The 17,713-nt window shown below is 65.2% G+C and carries 15 protein-coding genes; 1 reads left to right on the forward strand and 14 read right to left on the reverse strand.

Translation table 11 applies throughout. The features are described from left to right. Positions 1-140 precede the first annotated feature (140 nt). The 10 genes from AC1MCA_RS12830 to AC1MCA_RS12875 form a co-directional block, all read right to left on the reverse strand. Entirely contained in the window at positions 141-869 is a 729-nt protein-coding gene (locus AC1MCA_RS12830; RefSeq protein WP_479797833.1) for an amino acid ABC transporter ATP-binding protein, read from the reverse strand. An 8-nt stretch (positions 870-877) separates the two neighbouring features. Then, complete coding sequence (locus tag AC1MCA_RS12835) at positions 878-1,567, reverse strand: amino acid ABC transporter permease (RefSeq protein WP_479797834.1); 690 nt, start codon at positions 1,565-1,567, stop codon at positions 878-880. Continuing rightward, positions 1,560-2,231 (reverse strand): amino acid ABC transporter permease, encoded by a 672-nt coding sequence (locus AC1MCA_RS12840; RefSeq protein WP_479797836.1) that lies wholly within the window; start codon positions 2,229-2,231, stop codon positions 1,560-1,562. The genes AC1MCA_RS12835 and AC1MCA_RS12840 overlap by 8 nt, the downstream gene beginning before the upstream one ends. Positions 2,232-2,316: 85 nt before the next feature. Then, the gene (locus AC1MCA_RS12845) at positions 2,317-3,156 is read right to left on the reverse strand and encodes a transporter substrate-binding domain-containing protein (protein ID WP_479797838.1); all 840 of its coding nucleotides are present in this window, start codon (positions 3,154-3,156) and stop codon (positions 2,317-2,319) included. A gap of 132 nt (positions 3,157-3,288) precedes the next feature. After that, entirely contained in the window at positions 3,289-4,038 is a 750-nt protein-coding gene (locus AC1MCA_RS12850) for an SDR family NAD(P)-dependent oxidoreductase (RefSeq protein WP_479803383.1), read from the reverse strand. A gap of 14 nt (positions 4,039-4,052) precedes the next feature. Continuing rightward, a complete protein-coding gene (locus AC1MCA_RS12855; RefSeq protein ID WP_479797840.1) occupies positions 4,053-4,895 on the reverse strand; it encodes a fumarylacetoacetate hydrolase family protein in 843 nt (280 codons plus the stop codon). Continuing rightward, positions 4,892-6,112, reverse strand: a complete 1,221-nt coding sequence (locus tag AC1MCA_RS12860; protein WP_479797841.1) for a fumarylacetoacetate hydrolase family protein — start codon at positions 6,110-6,112, stop codon at positions 4,892-4,894. The genes AC1MCA_RS12855 and AC1MCA_RS12860 overlap by 4 nt, the downstream gene beginning before the upstream one ends. Beyond that, entirely contained in the window at positions 6,109-7,596 is a 1,488-nt protein-coding gene (locus AC1MCA_RS12865) for an aldehyde dehydrogenase (NADP(+)) (protein ID WP_479797843.1), read from the reverse strand. The genes AC1MCA_RS12860 and AC1MCA_RS12865 overlap by 4 nt, the downstream gene beginning before the upstream one ends. Next, a complete protein-coding gene (locus AC1MCA_RS12870) occupies positions 7,593-8,939 on the reverse strand; it encodes an L-fuconate dehydratase (RefSeq protein ID WP_479797845.1) in 1,347 nt (448 codons plus the stop codon). Before AC1MCA_RS12870 ends, AC1MCA_RS12865 begins: the two co-directional genes overlap by 4 nt. Positions 8,940-9,076: 137 nt before the next feature. Further along, positions 9,077-9,805, reverse strand: a complete 729-nt coding sequence (locus AC1MCA_RS12875) for a GntR family transcriptional regulator (RefSeq protein ID WP_479797847.1) — start codon at positions 9,803-9,805, stop codon at positions 9,077-9,079. A 219-nt stretch (positions 9,806-10,024) separates the two neighbouring features. Here AC1MCA_RS12875 and AC1MCA_RS12880 point away from each other — a divergent pair, with 219 nt between their 5' ends. Further along, positions 10,025-11,362, forward strand: coding sequence for an MFS transporter (locus tag AC1MCA_RS12880; protein WP_479797848.1), 1,338 nt, complete (start codon positions 10,025-10,027; stop codon positions 11,360-11,362). Between the two features lie 161 nt (positions 11,363-11,523). Here AC1MCA_RS12880 and AC1MCA_RS12885 read toward each other — a convergent pair whose 3' ends face one another. From AC1MCA_RS12885 to AC1MCA_RS12900, 4 genes are all read right to left on the reverse strand, one after another. Then, a complete protein-coding gene (locus AC1MCA_RS12885; protein ID WP_479797850.1) occupies positions 11,524-13,404 on the reverse strand; it encodes a pectinesterase family protein in 1,881 nt (626 codons plus the stop codon). After that, positions 13,404-14,774 carry a pectate lyase family protein gene (locus tag AC1MCA_RS12890; protein WP_479797852.1) on the reverse strand — a complete coding sequence of 457 codons (1,371 nt, stop codon included), beginning with the start codon at positions 14,772-14,774 and terminating at the stop codon, positions 13,404-13,406. Before AC1MCA_RS12890 ends, AC1MCA_RS12885 begins: the two co-directional genes overlap by 1 nt. A gap of 240 nt (positions 14,775-15,014) precedes the next feature. Beyond that, positions 15,015-15,881, reverse strand: a complete 867-nt coding sequence (locus AC1MCA_RS12895) for a hypothetical protein (RefSeq protein ID WP_479797854.1) — start codon at positions 15,879-15,881, stop codon at positions 15,015-15,017. Continuing rightward, positions 15,881-17,629 carry an NAD(P)/FAD-dependent oxidoreductase gene (locus tag AC1MCA_RS12900; protein WP_479797856.1) on the reverse strand — a complete coding sequence of 583 codons (1,749 nt, stop codon included), beginning with the start codon at positions 17,627-17,629 and terminating at the stop codon, positions 15,881-15,883. The genes AC1MCA_RS12895 and AC1MCA_RS12900 overlap by 1 nt, the downstream gene beginning before the upstream one ends. Positions 17,630-17,713 lie beyond the last annotated feature (84 nt).

Here is a 17,713-nt window from a genome sequence, read left to right on the forward strand (position 1 = left end):
CCACCGCGCCCGGGCACCGCCGCCAAAGTGGTGGCCACCTGGTCTCGGTCCCTGAGCGCGTCTACGCCTCAGGCACCTGCCGGGGCGCCTCCCGCCGTCGTCCGCTCTCCTTATGTCCCGCTAGAGAACTTCTTGCCCCGCTAGAGAACCTTGCTGAGAAACCCCTGGGTTCTGGCATTCCGCGGCGAGGAAAAGATGTCGTCGGGCGAGCCTTCCTCGACGATCAGCCCTTGGTCCATAAAGAGCACCCGGTCGGCCACTTCGCGGGCGAAGCCCATTTCATGGGTGACCACCACCATGGTCATGCCTTCATGGGCCAGGTCCTTCATGACGGTCAGCACCTCACCCACGATTTCAGGGTCCAGAGCCGAGGTGGGCTCGTCAAAGAGCATGATTTTCGGCCCCATGGCAAGCGCGCGCGCTATGGCGACGCGCTGCATCTGGCCACCGGACAGGCTCCCGGGGAAGGCATCCATCTTTTCCGCCAGGCCCACCTTTGACAGCAGCATCTCGGCCTTGGCCCGGGCTTCGTCCTTGTTGACCTTGGCCACCTTCAGCGGGGCCAGCATGACGTTGTCGATGACCTTCAGGTGCGGAAACAGGTTGAAATGCTGGAAGACCATACCCGCTTCCTGCCGGACCAGGTTGATGTTCGTTTTGGAGTCATCCAACCTGTGCTTGTTGATCACGATGCTGCCGGATGTGATCGATTCCAGGCCGTTCATGCACCTCAGGAACGTGCTCTTGCCCGAACCGGACGGGCCGATGACGCACACCACCTCGCGCTCACGGATATGGCAGTCAACGCCTCTGAGCACGTGGTTCGGCCCGAACTTCTTATTCAAATTCTCAACAAAAATCACAGTCATATTCCGATCTAAAGTGCCGCGGGCTCTGGAAGTTTGAGGGGGTCCACCTGGATGCCGGTCCGCTTCTCGTACAGGCGTCCGAGCAGGGAGATGCTGTAGCAAATGACGAAGTACATGGCTGCGACAGTCAGGAACGTCAGGATGGGATCGCCGGTGAGGTTGGTGACGATGTTCCCCGCATGCGTCAGTTCAACCAGCCCGGTCACCGTGACCAGTGACGAGTCCTTGACCAGCCCGATCAGGAAGCCGATGCCCGGGGGAACCATGATCTTCCTGGCCTGCGGCATGACCACATACCTGAGTTTCTCCCAGTAGTTGAGGCCGAGGGCGGCTGCCGCTTCACTCTGCCCCCTGGGAACCGCTTCGATGCTGCCCCGTACGATCTCGGCCACGTAGGCGGCGGCGAAACACGTCAGCGCGATGACGGCTGAGGCGAATTTTTCGAGTTCCAAGCCGGGGAAGAGCAGCGGGATCCCGAAGAAGATGAAGAAGATGATGACCAGGATGGGTACCCCGCGTACGCAGCTGATGTAAACGGTGCTGATCCACCGGGCGATCCTGCTGGGGGAGGTTCTGGCAATGCCAAGGATCATTCCGAAGATGATTCCGAGGATGCCGGACATTGCACAGAGCTGAATGGTCAGCCAGGCACCCTTCGCCAGCGGAATGAGGTCCTGCCAGTCAAAGGCCCTAAACACGTGCACCCACCGCCCACCGGAACAGCGTTGTTTCGGCCCGTTTGGAGCCCAGGGACAGGAGGGCGGATACGCCCAGGTAAAGCAGCCCGCCCACGGCGAGCACCTCGACGGTCCGGTACGTGGTGTTGCTGACGCTCATGATCGCGTTGGTCAGTTCAGGAAGGGAGATGATGGATCCAATCGACGAAGCCAGGAACAGCAGAATCAGCTGGTTGGTCAGTGCGGGAAAAACGTTGCGGGTGGCAGGGAGCAGGACGATGTAGCGCACGATCTGCGCGGGCTTCATGCCCAGCGCCTTGCCGGCCTCACGCAGTCCGTGGGGCACCGATTCAAACCCGGCCCGATAGATCTCCGCGGTATAGGCAGCATTGTTCAGGGTCAGGCCGATAACGGCCGCCCAGATGGGCTCGAGGTTGATGCCCAGCGCGGGAAGGGCAAAGTAGATCAGGTACAGCTGCACCAGCAGGGGCGTGTTGCGGATGGCCTCGATATAGCAGGTGCAGAAGATGCTGAGGGGTTTTCCCGCCCCGGCCTTCCCCAGGTACAGGAAGACGCCAAGGACGCTTCCCGCCACCATTGCCACGAGCGTGATGTACAGGGCCGTCCAAAGCCCCTCAAGCAATAGAGAGCTGTACGGGAGAAGGTCTCCGAAATATAAAGCCATGAGCAAGGGGTCCTATCGGTGAACGGCGGTGTGGGTGGATGACTGCATGTCCTCCACCCACACCGGAGAGCGCGTCCGAATACTGTTAGTGGGCGAGGAAGGGGGGAAGCTCCAGCCCGAACCACTTCTGCAGGGAGGCCTCGTTCTGACCGGAGATGTTGTAGTTCCGGATGAAGTTGTTGAGGTAGTTAAGCCACGTCTGGTCGCCTTGCTTGACGCCGATGGAGAACAGTGCCGGCTTGATCGGGTCACCCTTGACCACCTGGTATGCGGACGGCTCATTTTTCACGAGTCCGCCGACGATGGCGTTGTTCTCAATCAGCGCGTCCACCTTGCCGCTTTTGAGGGCCTGGATGGAGTCTGCAGTTGTGTTGAAACCGGCTATTTTGGCGTTCGGGAAGGTTGATTTGAGGATCTGCTCGCCCACGCTTCCCCGGGAAGTGGCCACGGATTTCCCGTCCAGGTCCGCGTAGGTTGAGATCGCGCTTCCTGCAGGCACCATGAAGACCGTGGAACTGGCGGCGTACGGCTCGGACATGTCCACGACCTGGGCGCGGGCATCCGAAGCCGTGAACGTGGCAATGACGGCGTCCGCCTTGTCGGTCTGCAGCAGCGGGATGCGGCTTTCGTTGGTGGCCGTGACGAACTCCACTTTTGCGCCCAGTGAGGCGCCGAGTGCATTCGCGACGTCAATATCGAAACCCTCGTGCTCGCCCGATGAGGTCATGACGCCATATCCCGGCGAGTCGGCACTGACTGCGATCTTGATCGTCTTCGACTTGAGAATCTGTGCGAGGTGGCTGTCAGCCACGGCTCCTGTTGTGCTGGTGCCGCCGGCGGAGGTGCCCCCTGAGGAGCAGCCTCCCACCGTCAGGGCCAACGCGATGGCCGGAACAAGAAGCAACTTCGGTGTTGCTCTGAACATGGGTAGTCTCCTGGAAATTATGGTTCGGATCGGATACGGAGGGGGTGAGGGAGTCCGGAGGCCGGTTGCTCGCCACGGTGAATCATATAGGAATAGTAACTATCATATAGGGGATGTGACGCAGGTCAAGCATTATTTGGCTGGGCGCAGCCTGACCGCTTGCATCCCGCCGTCGACCGCCAGTTCAGTGCCCGTGGTCGAGCCGGCCAGCGGACTGGCCAGGTAGGCAATCGCTGCTGCGACCTCGGCGGGAGTCACCAGCCGGCCGTGCGGCTGGCGGGCCTCCAGCGCCGCACGTTCCGTCAATGGATCCTCCGCCTGGCTCAGGAGCCGGTTGATCCACGGAGTGTCCGCGGTGCCCGGGTTAACGCAATTGACCCGGATGCCCTCCCGGACATGGTCCGCAGCCATGCTGAGCGTCAGAGACCGGATGGCACCTTTGCTTGCCGCGTAGAGTGCCCGCGCAGGCAGCCCGGCCGTGGCCGCGACGGAGGAGGTGTTGACGATTGCGGCGGCGCGGGACTGCCGGAGATAGGGCAGCGCCGCCCGGCTCACGCGCACCGCGCCAATGACATTGACGTCCAGGACGCGCTGCCACTCGGCGTCGTCGTTGTCCGCGACGGTGCCTTGGGCACCTATTCCGGCGTTATTGACCACGACGTCGATCCCTCCGAATTCCCGGGCCACGCGTTCGACGGCGGTGCGCACCGAAGCGTCATCGGCCACGTCGCACTGGATCGACAGGGCCATTTCGCCGGCCGAATCAGGGTTCAGATCCAGCACCGCAACCTTCGCTCCCCGCCGCGTGAGATGTGACGCTGTGGCGGCCCCGATGCCGGAGGCCCCGCCCGTGACGATGACACGGATGCCGTCGAACTCCATCGCTGGGTCTGCGCTCATGCCGTGAACTCATGACGCTGGCGGCCCAGTCCGTCGATCTCAACTTCCACGACGTCCCCGGCCTGCAGGTACGGGAAGCGCCCGGACAACCCGACACCTTCGGGGGTGCCGGTGCAGATGAGGTCGCCGGGCTCGAGCGCCATGTACTGGCTCAGGTTCCACACGATGGTGTCCACGTCGAAGATCATGTCCGCCGTGGATGAATCCTGGCGGGCCTCGCCGTTGACCCAGCTGCGCAGCCGGAGATTGCCGGCGTCGACCTCGCCGGGGGTGACCAGGTACGGGCCCGTGGGGCAGAACCCCGGGGAGCTTTTGCCCTTGGACCACTGGCCGCCGGAAACGGTCAGCTGGAAGTCACGCTCGGAGAGATCATCGACCACCACGAAGCCGCCGATGTGTTCGCGGGCAGATTCGGGGGAGTCCAGATAGGACGCCCGTTTCCCGATGATGATCCCGAGCTCCACTTCCCAGTCGGTCCTGGTGGATCCCCGCGGGATGCTTACAGCATCGTCCGGTCCGCCGACGGTGTTGGGCGTCTTGAGGAAGATCACGGGGTGCTCAGGCGGCTGGGCACCTGATTCCGCTGCGTGGGCAGCGTAGTTCAACCCGACGCAGACGACGGCGGACGGGCGCGCCACGGGGGCGCCGTACCGTACGCCGTCGGATCCGACTTCCGGCAGCGTGCCTGCAGCCAGGGCGGCGGCGGCAGCGGCCGGGCCGTCGTTGGCGAGGAACTCACCATTGATGGCCGGTGTGATGCTGCGCAGCGAGTAGTGCCTGTCCCCATGGATCAGGACGGGCTGTTCGGCGCCCGGGGCGCCGGTCTGGGCGAATTTCATGAGGCATATTCCTTACTGCTTGCTTCGGGACTTTCTGCTTCGAGGAACTGGCGCTGATCATGCAGATAGCCGAACAGTTGCCGCAGGCCAAACGACCATTCCGGCAGCTCTTCGGACGCCCCCACGACGTTGATAAGGGCTCCGAGGTGGCGGCTGCGAATGGTCACGGTGTCGCCCGGGTGGTGGGTGAAGCCCTGGCCGGGCTGGTCACGGTCCTGCGTGGGGGCGAACAACGTGCCGGTGAACAGGGCAAACCCGTCCGGGTACTGGTGGTGCTTTCCGCGCGTGGCCGCCACGAGTTCCTCGAACGGCCGGCTAATCCGGGATACCGAATTGCTGCCCTCCAGTGAGTAGCCGTCCTGGCCTTCCACCCGCAGCAGGATCTCCTCCTGGCGCAGGGTCTCCAGCGTGAAGCCGTCATCGAACAAACGGATCAGGGGACCCAGGGCGCTGGACGCGTTGTTGTCCTTGGCCTTCCCGAGCAGCAGGGCGCTCCGGCCCTCCACATCGCGGAGGTTCACGTCATTGCCCAGCGTCGCGCCCACAACAGTGCCGTCCGAGGTGGCAATAAGCACCAGTTCCGGCTCCGGGTTGTTCCAGGAGGAAAACGCAGGAATCCCGACCCCCGCGCCCAGTCCCACCGAGGAAAGCACCGGGGCCTTGGTGAACACCTCGGGATCCGGGCCGATGCCGACTTCAAGGTACTGTGACCAGAGCCCTTCGGCGATCAGCACCTTCTTGGCTTCGGCTGCCTCGGGGGATCCGGGCCGGATCGAGCCGAGGCTGCCGCCGAGGGCGCGGCCCACCAGTTCCCGCATTCCGGCCGCCCGGGTGGCGTCTCCGGCGCAGCGCTCCTCGATGACCCGCTCGATCATGCTGTCCACGAACGTCACGCCGCAGGCCTTGATGACCTGAAGGTCAACGGGAGCCAGGAAGTGCGGGCGGGCCGTATCCTGCGTCATTGAGGCGTGGACGATCTCGCGGGTCTTCCAGCGAGGCACGGCCATGGCGGCGCGGACGTCTGCCACGAGATCCGGTCTTTCCAGGAGATCGGAGACGGTGCCGGCCAGGTGCTGGAGGTCGAAGACGTCCTCTTCCAGGACTGCAACCACCCGCGGTCCGCCGGTTTCCACGTCCCAGACGCGGCCGATCAGGAGTGCTTGTGCGGCGTCGTCGGGGAGCACCGATTCCCCGCTGGTGCCCAGCGCCGCGCTCATGCCTGGCCCGCGCTTCCTGGGGCTTGGCCCTGCCGCTCGGGCCTGTGCCACGTTCCATTCACTCGCTGCGGAATGTTCCAGGGATTGGTGTCCTGCAGGGGTTCGGGCAGCCGCCCTGCCGGGAAGGACTGATAGGCCACAGGCCGGAGGAAGCGCCGGATGGCAGCCGTTCCCACGGACGTGGTGGCCGAGGTCGTGGCGGGATACGGTCCGCCGTGGTGCTGGGCGTAGCTGACCGTAACTCCGGTGGGCCAGCCGTTCCAGAGAACCCGGCCGCTGATGTCCGCCAGCCGTGCGGCGAGGTCGGAGACGTCGTCGTCCGCTTCTGCCTGGACGGTGGTGGTGAGCTGGCCCTCCAGGAGTCCCGCAAGTTCCAGGAGTTCCGATTCGTCGCCGTACTCCACCACCAGGCTGGCGGGCCCGAACATTTCCTGCCGCAGAATGGACGGATCGTTGCGTACCTCCGGGGAGGTCGTGCGGAGCACCGTGGGCGCCGGGGCCTCGTCGAAGTCGCCTTCGACAAGAACGTCCACACCCGTGTTGCCGCGCAGGTCCTGCACAGACTGGCGGTAGCCCTCATGCAGGCGGGGGCTCAGCAGCTTCGCCGCGGCAAAGTCCGCCAGCGCGCCGCTGAGAACCTGCCGGACGCCGTCGGTCTGTCCGGCGGGAACAAACAGGAGCCCCGGCTTGGTGCAGAACTGTCCCATCCCCAGGGTGAAGGAGGCGGCGTATCCGCTGAGGATCTCGTCGCGCCGTGCCGTCCAGGCGTTTCCGGTGACGAACACGGCGTTGATGCCGCCCAGTTCGCCGAAGAAGGGAATGGGTTCGGGCCGGGCGGCAGCACGGTCGAACAGTGCCCGGCCGCCCGCCGTCGAGCCGGTGAACCCGATAGCCTTCACTGCCGGATGGTCAACCAGGGCCTCCGCAGCGGCCCGGCCGGTGACCAGCGAGAACAGCCCGGAAGGTGCTCCGGCAGCGTCCAGGGCGGCGAGGACGGTCTCGGCGGTGCGGAGCGCAAGGTTCCGGTGTCCGTCGTGTGCTTTGTGCACCACGGCGCAGCCGGCGGCCAGTGCCGAGGCGCTGTCGCCGCCCATCACGCTGAAGGCGAAGGGGAAGTTGGAGGCGCCAAAGACGCCAACGACGCCGATGGGCACGTTGAGCCGGCGCAGGTCCGGCCGCGGTCCCATGCCCCAGTCCGGATCCGCCCGGTCGATGGTGGCATCGAGGTGCTCACCGCTCCGGATTTCTTCGGCGAGGAGCCGAAGCTGGAAGACCGTCCGCTTCAGTTCGCCACGGAGCCGTGGCTCGCCGAGGTGGGTTTCCTGAACCGCGGTTTCCACCAGCGACCCGGCATCGTTCTCCAGTGCGGCTGCGATCGCCTCCAGCCATGATGAGCGGGTATGGGGGTCCGCGGTGCGCCCTTTTTCGAAAGCGGCGTGGGCGGCGTCCACACTCAGGTTGAGGTCATCAACGGTGGTGGTCATCGGAGTGCGCCCGCTCCGGTCACGGATGCGCCCGTCACGGCGGCGCGGTTGCCCACTTCGAGCCATCCCGCTCCGGCGGGGAACTCCCAGCGGGCGCGTGAGGCGCTGAGCATCTCGGCGCCGGTGCCAGGGAGTTCCGGGGCGGCATAGCGGCCGTTGATGATGCGGACCGGCTCGGCGAAGTGCTCGTGCAGGTGATCCACGTATTCGATCATCCGGCCGTCCTGGCTGCCGGTGATCGCCGCGTAGTCGAAGAAGGAGAAGTGCTGGACGAGTTCGCAGAGCCCCACCCCGCCGGCGTGCGGGCACACCGGAACGCCGAACTTGGCAGCCAGCAGGAGGTTGGCGATGTTCTCGTTGACGCCGCCCACTCGGGTGGAGTCCAGCTGGAGGACGTCGATGGAGCCGGCCTGGAGCAGCTGCTTGAACACGATGCGGCTTGCCACGGCCTCGCCGGTGGCCACCCGCACAGGTGCAACCCCCTTGCGGATGTCCGCGTGGCCCAGGATGTCGTCCGTGCTGGTTGGTTCCTCAATCCAGTACGGGTTGAACTCGGCGAGCTGGTTGACCCATTCGATGGCTTCGGACACTTCCCAGCGCTGGTTGGCGTCAATGGCGATGGGGAGATCGCCCACGGCCTGCCGGGCCAGGGCCATGCGGCGGCGGTCGTCATTGATGTTTCCGCCCACCTTCAGCTTGATCATGGAGAAGCCCTCCGCGGCCGCCTCCTTGCTCAGCCGGACGAGCTTTTCGTCGCTGTAGCCCAGCCAGCCTGGAGAGGTGGTGTAAGCCGGGTAGCCGTCCACTTTGAGGGCGGCGATCCGGGCTGCCTTTCCGTCTTCGCCGGCCCGGAGGATGTCCAGGGCCTGCTGCGGGTTCAGGGCGTCGCGGATGTGGGTGAAATCGATGACGTCGACGATCTCTTCGGCGGGCATCTCGCTGAGCAGCAGCCACAGCGGTTTGTTTTCCCGGCGGGCGCGGATGTCCCAGAGGGCGCTGACCAGGGCGCCGGCCGCCATCTGGGTGACGCCCTTTTCCGGACCGAGCCAGCGGAACTGGGAATCGTGGATGAGCCTCTTGGAGGCGCCGCCCAGGTCGTAGATCAGTTCTTCGATGTCCCGGCCCAGGAGCAGGCGGGCGTAGGCATCAATGGCGTGGGTGATGATTTCGTTGCCGCGTCCGCACGTGAAAACGAACCCGTGGCCCTCGTCGCCTGCATCGGTGCGGATGACGACGTAGGCAGCAGAGTAATCCGGGTCGACGTTGACGGCGTCGGAACCGTCAAGCTCCAGGGAAGTCGGGAACCGCACGTCCTGGGTGTGGATGGAAATGATGGAACTCATGGTTTTCTTCTCTCGATCAATTCAAATGAGTGGACACGATTCCTATATGAAGTTCAATAATCATATAGGAAGAGTGACGCAGATCAAGTGCCGGAGAAAATAAAAGAAGCCCCGGCCAGCAGGCCGGAGCTCCAGTTTCAGTTGACGATATGCCTTCCCGGGGGCCCGCCGCTGTCCAGGGGCGGCAGGTCTGCCTTTCCTTCGAAGGCCTGGGCAAAACGCGAGTAGGAATTCCTGATGTGCTCCGCCATGGCTTCCTCGGCGCGGTCCGGCTGGCATGCTGCGATGGCTTCCCGGACGGTGGCGTGTTCAGCGATGGTGATGGCGCCGTCGATATCTGCCGGGTAGAGGCGGAAGGTGTGCAGGTGGCAATGTGTCTGGGCGAAGGCGTGCTGCACCACCGGGTTCCCTGCGGCCAGCAGGATGGTGTCGTGGAAGCGGGTGTCATGGGCCACGAGGTCCTGCCGCAGGTCGCCCCCGTCCCGCATCACGCCCTTGAACGCAGCCAGTTCCTTTTCCAGTGCCCGGGCAGGGTTTGCGAGCCGATCCACCGCCGCCGCCCTGGCGGCCCACGGCTCAACCAGCAGCCGGAACTCGAACAGGGCGCGCAGCTCGTCCAGGCCGAGCAGTGGCGTGGTGCTGTATCCCCGGCCGGGACTGTAGACCACCAGGTTGTCCCCTTCAAGCCGCTGAAGAACTTCCCGTACCGGCGTCTGCGAGACGCCCAGGCTTCGGGAAACCGCATCAATGTTGATCCGTGCGCCCGGTTCTATTTCGCCCTTGAGAATGGAGGCCCGCATGGAGGCGTAGACGTCACTGACAGCCGCCTTGCCTTTTGATGCATCGGATGATTGACGTGGGGGCACGCGGCTACCTCTTTGTGCTGGTTGGTCGGAGTCACTAGTGGGAATCATAAGCCACGGGCGGCTAAGGTCGGGTGGGGACGCATCTCGTTCAAAACTTGCTCTGGATCACATCTACTATATGATCATTGCGATTCCTACATGATTTTGACGCCGGGATTCTCGGCGTGTTCCCCTCCCGTGCTTCACGGAAAAAGCAACGTTTACGTCAAAGGAGACGCTATGACTGTCCTGGACAGCCGGCTCGCCCCCCAAACTTCCCCCAAGGCTCCCCGCACCATGACCCGCAAGCGTTGGATGATTATCTGGCTCGCCTTCATCGGATTGAGCATCAACTACCTGGACCGCTCCAGCCTCAGTGTGGCCCTGCCGTTCATGGGCAAGGACTTCGAGCTCTCGGCAACCCAGCAGGGCCTGATCTTCGCCGCGTTCTTCTGGGCCTATGACTTCTGCCAGTTGGCCGCCGGTTGGTACGTCGACAAGGTGGGCCCGCGGCGGTCATTCTCGCTGGCGGCCCTGTGGTGGTCCGTTTTCACCATGGCAACCGCTGCCGCCACGAATTTCTGGTCCCTTTTTGCTGCCCGGTTCCTGCTCGGCGTCGGTGAAAGCCCCGCCCCGAGTACTGCGGCGAAGGTGGTGGCCACCTGGTTCCCGGTCCGTGAGCGCGCCTTTGCCACGAGCATCTGGGATTCCGGATCCCGTGTGGGCGCTGTGATCGCCCTGCCCATCGTGACCCTTATTGTCGCGTTCACTTCGTGGCACGCAGTCTTCATCATCATCGGCGTCGCGGGCATCATCTGGGCCGCCGTGTGGTGGAAGGTCTACCGCAGCCCGGAAGAGCACCCCACCGCCGACGCCGCCGAGGTGGCCTACATCCAGGAAGGCGGCGCCCGTAGCGCGGCCAGCGACGACGCGGAAGCCGCAAAGCTTCCGTGGCGGTCGCTCTTCAAGTACCGGACTGTACTCAGCATGATGTTCGGCTTCTTCTGCCTGAACAGTGCCATCTACTTCTTCATCACCTTCTTCCCGAGCTACCTGGTGAAGGAACGGGGCTTCGATCTGCTCAAGCTCGGGATGTTCGGCGCCATTCCCGGAATCTGCGCCGTCGCCTTCGGCTGGCTCGCCGGCTATGTTGCCGACCGTGCCGTGCAGCGCGGCGTCTCCGTGACCCGGGTCCGCAAGACTGCCATCGCCGGTGGCCTGACCGGCGGTTCGGTGATCATGTTCGCTGCTCTGGTGCCCGAGGCCTGGATGGCACTGGCCCTGCTGTCCGTGGCGTACTCCAGCCTGACGGTCGCTGCCACCGGGATCTGGTCCTTGCCTGCGGACGTTGCCCCAAGTTCACGCCACGTGGGCTCCATTGGCGGACTCCAGAACTTCGCGTCCAACCTGGCCGGCATCTTCACCCCTATCCTGATCGGCGTCCTGGTGGACCAGACCGGATCCTTCGTGGCACCTCTTGCCGTCATCGGAGCCGTGTCCCTCGTCGGTGCGGCGAACTATCTGTTCGTCATGGGCAAGATCGAACCGCTGAAGGTTGCGGTGCCCGCCGGCGTCTGACCTTCCTTTGAACCCATCGATCCGGAAATCCCGGTCAGCTCAGCTGGCCGGGAGTTTCCGGCGTTGACACCGGAAGCGGACGACGGCGGAGCCTCCCGCCGTCGTCCCCCCACCCACGCGGAGGGCACACCCACGCGCCCGCCGTCGGGGTGCCACAGGAGCTAGGCGGCCACCTCCGACGGCACCACGCTGCAGTCCGCCGCCGTGCCCGCGAGCTGCGGTGCCCAGCCGTCCGTTCCCTGCAGGTAGGTCCGGACCGTGTAGTTGCCCGCCTCATTCCCGGGCAGTTGTGGGCGGTCCGTGGTCACCTGGGCGCCGGGACCGCGGTTGTTGTACTCGTGGAACCTTGCCTCCCTCCACGAGAAGCCGCTCATGTCCGTCCACGGCGTGCCGGAAATGTGGGCGCCCAGCCACGAGTCCCTGACCAGGACCTGGGCAACCGCCTGCGGGTCGCCGCTGGGGTGCCACGGCCGGCCAAGGTGCACTGTATTTGCCGCGGCGTCCGAGACAAGCCGGCACTGGTCAAAGAGGTAACCGTACTGGATGGACAGATCAAGGCTGCCCGCTGTCACGTAGCCGTTGTTCGTCGTCGAGGCGCGGTTCAGTGATCTGATCTCGCAGCCACTGAAGACGGCGGTCCCGCGGCCGAAGATGAAGTCCACGTCCCCTTCCACATAGCAGCCGTCGAAGTAGAAACGCGCATGGACGCCCGCTGCGGGTGAGTTGACCAGCAGGGTGTCCTGGTTGCCGAGCAGCCTGACGTTGGACAGGACCGAGCGGTCTGCGGTGATGTGCAGCGCCACGGCCTGGCGGTCCTTCATGCCTGGGTTGGCGGCCTCGTCGAAATCGTTGCTGATGGTCAGGTTCCGGGCCACGAAGTCCGGCCCGTCAACCCGGACGGATGCGCTGCCCGACGTGCCGAAGTTCCCGGTGCCGTCCGGATTGGGTGTGCCGGATGCGTTGTTGTAGACCAGCACCACCTCTTCAGGCCTGCTGCCCTGCCCGATGAAAGAGATCCTGGGCTTGTTGCCCGGCACTTTCACGGCTTCCCGGTAGGTGCCGGGCTGGATCCTGATGACGGTCCGCTGGAGGCTGCCCGCGGGAACGGAGTCAACAGCGGCCTGGACGGTGGCGAACGCCCGGCCCGCTCCGACGTCGAGCGTTACAGGGACATCGACGGGCCGTTCGGACGGCCAGTACATGTCCGCCAGAACGTCGGTGCCGCCGTCGATATTCAGGAAGTAGCCCGGTGGCACGATCTCCTTGTTCTGCAGCTCGCGAGCCACGAGGCGCGCCACAGCCAGCGCCCCGGCGGCCTGGAAATGCGTGTTGTCCTCGGAACCTTCCGGATACTGCGGGTGCTCGCCGGGAGCCAGATGCAGGAAGTGGGACTTGGTCGCCTCCGGGCCCAGCTGCTGCCACAGCTCCTTGGAGGAAGCCGACAGGTCCACCAGCGGGGTGCCCGAAGCTGCCGCGAGTTCCCGGACAGCCTGGGGATACGCGCCGTGGGAATCCCGGGCGCTGCCGAAGGAATCAAAGCGGCGGCGTTCCACCGGGGTGACCAGGACGGGCTTGCCGCCGCGTGCCCTCGCGCCGTCGACGTACCGGCCCAGGTACTCCTTGAACGTGGAGTCCGGGAGCGTTCCGCGGGCAGGGTCCACCACCTTCTCGTCGTTGTGGCCGAACGAAATCAGCAGGTAGTCGCCCGGCTGCATCAGGGCCAGCACCCGGTCCAGCAGCCCGGCGTCGGCGAAACTCTTGGAGGAAGCGCCGGACCAGGCATAGTCAAAGACCGTTGCCCGCGGCCCCAGCAGGAGGGGGAGGGCCTGCCCCCAGCCGGCGCGGGGGCGCTCGGACTGCTGATACGCCGACGACGTCGAGTCCCCGACGACGAAGACGACCGGTTTGGTGCGGGGTTTAGTGGGGTCGTTGTTGGCCTGCGGGAAGGCGCTCGCTATGCCCGTCCCTGAGAGGGCCATGGCTCCTGCCGTCAGCGCCAGGGTGGTGAGGACGCTGCGGCGGTTGGGCAGAAAGGCGGCCATCAGAGGTTCCCTCCCGCGGTGAAGATCGGGCCGGTGGAGTTCTGGAGCAGCGCCGGTACAGCCTGGGCCGGGTGGACCTGGGTGCGCAGGGTGGGGGTCCAGGACGTGTCCTCGGCCAGCTGGTCCGCGGGCGCTGCAACGGCGTTGTACTCCGCGCGAAGGTCCGTGATTTTGCCGTTGACGGCGTTGGCGATGGTGGTGATGGCCGTTCCCTTGAACCGGCGGATGGTTTCGGCGGCGTCAATTCCGGCCGGCAGCGTGAAGGCATTCGCCTCGGCGTACAGGTGGGAGTCGAATCCGGCGCCCAGGAAGTATTCGAAGGGGACAGTGCTGTCCTCGTTGACCTTGAAATGGTTGTTGTAGACGTCCACCTGGCCGAAACGGACGCGCGGCGCTCGCTGGCCGACGTTCTCAAAGACGTTGTGATGAAGGGTGACGCGCAGTTTGCCGGGGTCTCCGCGGGTGGGCGAATCGGTGGAGCCAATCAGCAGCAGCTTGTCGTGGTCAAAAAACCTGTTGAAGGACATGGTCACCAGGTCCGAGCCGTTGGTGACGTCCACTGCGCCGTCGTGCACCTGGTAGGGGCGGCCGAAGTACACCGGCTGGGAGCTGTCCAGGTTCGGGGCGTCGGTGAAGGCGGAGTGGTCGATCCAGACGTGCGTTGCCTTGTTGATGACCTGGAGCAGATCGTATTCGCTGTTCCAGTTGCCCTCGGTACCATCTGTCGGATCCCAGGCAGGGAAGCAGTCGGCGGAGTCCCGCAGAGTGAGGTTGCGGACGATCACGTTGGTTGCCCCGTTGATCCGGAGGGCCGCACCGGCAATGCTGCTGTCCGCGGTTGCGCCGACGATGGTGGTGTTGCTGGGGATATCCCAGCGGATGGACTTCGCCTGGTTGGCAGCGGCGACGCGCCTCGCAGACTCCTGCGGGCCGGCGGGCTCCTCGCTCCGGCCGTAGGTGGCCGGGTCAAAGTCCTGGAGGTACTGCTCCAGGCTGTAGCCGGTGCCTGCAGCGTAGTTTTCGCAGGTCAGCGCTGAACCGTCCGGTGCGGTGTTGGCGTCGATGGTGCCGTGGACCCGGACGATTTTGGGCTGAGCGCCACCCGCTGCGAACGCGGCCAGCAGCCCGGCTTTGGTGGAGACGTCGTAGAGGTTTGCATCCTCTGCGGCTGAGCCGCCCGTGGTGCCGGTTCCCTCGGATGCCCAGCCGTCACCTTGAGGCAGAACCTGGCGCTCCAGCGGTGTTTGGGCAGTCTGGGCGGCGGGGTTCGCCAGGGGGGTGGGAGTCGCGCCGGCCGGAGCCGCAATGATCAGCGCTCCTGCCACGGCCAGGGCTGCGGACATGGATAAAGAGGTACTTCGTTTTCGCATGTTCTCTCTTCCGTCATTGGAATGAACTGCGCTCCGGTCCGGCGGCTGCTATGACGGCGGTCACGTCGGGGCGCTGAGAAGGACACTACCGAGAAACCGGTTTCTCGACAACCCCAAGGTAGAGCGGATGTGACTGTTTGTGCACGTCAGAGTCGCGGACGGTTCAGTTCGGGGAGGTGACGTACGACGGCGGGCGGTGCCGCCGTCGTGATCTAGGGGCAGCAGTCTTCCCGGGGCTGCTCAGGCAATTCCGGTCCGGGCTACCGGTGAACGGGACAGCGCGAGTGCCCAGGCACCGGCCACTCCAATGGCGAGCAGCACGGTGACGAAGCCGATAGCCTGTGCGCTTGGCCAGGTCAGGGCGCCGCCATACCGCAGCAGGGCCAGTGCCTGCAGAATGACGAACACAACGGAGGTCAGGGCCACGGGGCGGACGGTGCGGAGGTCACTGCTGAACTGGCCCTGGGCGGCCGACCACCCCAGACCCACCAGCCACGCTCCGACCGCCCTCGCTGTGAGTTCGGACAGCTGCCATGGCCACCACGTTGCGGCTGGAACAGGTCCTGCCAGGAGCGCCACGCCGTAGAGCAGCAGCACGCCGGCTATTCCCACCATCAGCAGCCGGAGTGCTGGGGGCAGGACTGGCCGTCCCGCCGCCACAGACTCAAACGAAGGACGCCGCGACCGTAGCTGCATCCAGCTGATGACGAGCATTGCCAGGGGAACGATGGCATAGATTGCCAGCCACGCCCAGGTGGCTATCTGGGCGGTGAGGGCAGTGTTCGGCGAGAGGTGGAAGCGATCGAGATGCAGCAGGGTGACTCCGAGGGTCAGTGCCGTGAAGATGAACACAGGCCAGACCGCCAGCCTCGCGGAAGCCCAGCCCGCCGAACGGGCGCCCGCTACCTCCAGGCCGGCGCTGGACCAGTATGCCGCACCGAGGAAGACCGCGGTCATGGGCGGATTGACTGTCCAGGCGAAGAATTCATCAGTCCGGAGCGGAAACACGTACAGCACCAGTCCGGCAAGAAACACGAGGAATGCGGCGACGTAGAGCAGCCGCCGCATCGGCGGGATCAACGGTGTGGCCTCAGGTGAAGCGGACATCACGGCACCTCCTCAGGTGCGGCTGCCTCATCAGTGGGGGCAGTGGGCGGGGCAGGCAGGGGGTTCTCGGCCAGGTAGGTGTGAAGCATCGAGACCACGGTGGCGCCGTCCCCCACTGCTGTGGCCACACGTTTGATCGAACCGGCCCGCACATCGCCGATAGCAAAAATGCCGCGCATGCTGGTTTCCAGCGCCAACGGCGGCTTGTCCGGCCTGGCGGACCCCGCGTCACTGACATCCCGGCGGGTGCCCGTGCACAGAAAACCGGCTGGGTCACGCTCCACGGTGTCGGGCAGCCAGGACGTCCGCGGCACCGAACCGATCAGAACGAACAGGCCGCCCGCTTCGATCTCCTCGCCCTGGGTTGCGTCCGCTCCGGATGCGGCCACCCTGACGGCGGCAAGGAATCCGTCCTGGTCGCGGGCGCCTACGATCGCGCTGCTGTAGCGGATTCCAACGTTCCGGGTGGCCTCAAGTTGGGAGATCAGGTATTCCGACATACTGACCGACAGGGTGGGGCCGCGAACCAGCAGCGTCACTCTTTTCGCGTACTTCGCAAGGTGCAGGACCGCCTGTCCGGCCGAGTTGCCGCCACCCACGACGCAGACGTGCTTTCCGGCCATCGACGGCGCCTCGGAGACTGTGGCCCCGTAGAACACGCCTCTGCCGACCAGGTCCTCCAACTGCGGTATGCCGAGGCGGCGGTAGTCAACGCCGGTGGCCACCACGACGGTGCGGCAGCGCACCACATTTCCGTCGGAAATCGACACGGCATACAGTGCTCCATCCGCGCGGAGTCCCTCCACCCTCCGCAGGAACAGGAAGTCCGTGCCCAATGTCCAGGCCTGGTGAAATGAGCGGTATGCCAGGTGGGCGCCGCTGACGCCGCGGGAGAAGCCGGGGTAGTTCCGGATCAACGAACTGGTGCCGGCCTGGCCTCCCACCGCCTCTCCTTCCACCACCATGGTGGAGAGGCCCTCGGAGGACGCGTACACAGCTGTCGCGAGACCGGAAGGGCCGGCTCCCACCACCACCACATCGAAGACCTTGTCCGCGGGGGGCGGCCGCGTCACACCCATCGCTTCGGCGATCTCCACATCGCTGGGGTTCTCGAGCACAACCGGTGACGCGGTGAACTCCAGCACCAGGACCGGCAGCGCGGGGTCGCGCAGGCCCAGGCCCTCCAGCGTCCGGTCCGCCGTCTTGGACCCGACAGGGTGGAAGCCCACCGGGATGTGGTTCCGGCTCAGGGAGTCGCGCAACGTATGAGTCCTTTCGTCGCCGACCTCCCCGATCAGCCGGACCGCCTCGAACCCGACCCCCTGGGCCAGGTGCCAGTCGTCGAGTGCGTCGGTGATCGCCCCATGGAATTCTTCGTCGCGCGGCCGTTCGGGACGGATGATCAACAGTTCGGCGTACCCCTGCGCGATCGCCCGGAATACCGTGGGGGCGCTGGCGAAGTCGCCCCAGGTGACCACAACAGCGCGTTTGGCGGCGGGGTGAAAGCCATAGGCACGCCGGAGGAAATCGAGTCCACCGCGGTCAGCCGGTCCGTAGCACCCGAGTATGAGGGCGACCTGGCGATTCCAGCGCCGGAGCCCCTCGAGTACGGCCCGCCCGTGGGCGTGGTCGGCGCAGGCCACCACCTCGTAGTCGGCGCCGTAGCGTCTACGCAACTCATCTCCGAGAATGCGCCGCGAGGCCGGGTCTGAGGTGGCAATCAGCAGGATCGGAACCGAGTCATCCATGGCCGCCGTCTTTCCGGTTCAAGGGTTCGGTGGCGATCACGATACTCGCGCTGGGACAGTGGGGACAAGGGGCGTTTGGTCCCT

The sequence above is a fragment of the Arthrobacter sp. BK1 genome, assembly GCF_056680055.1.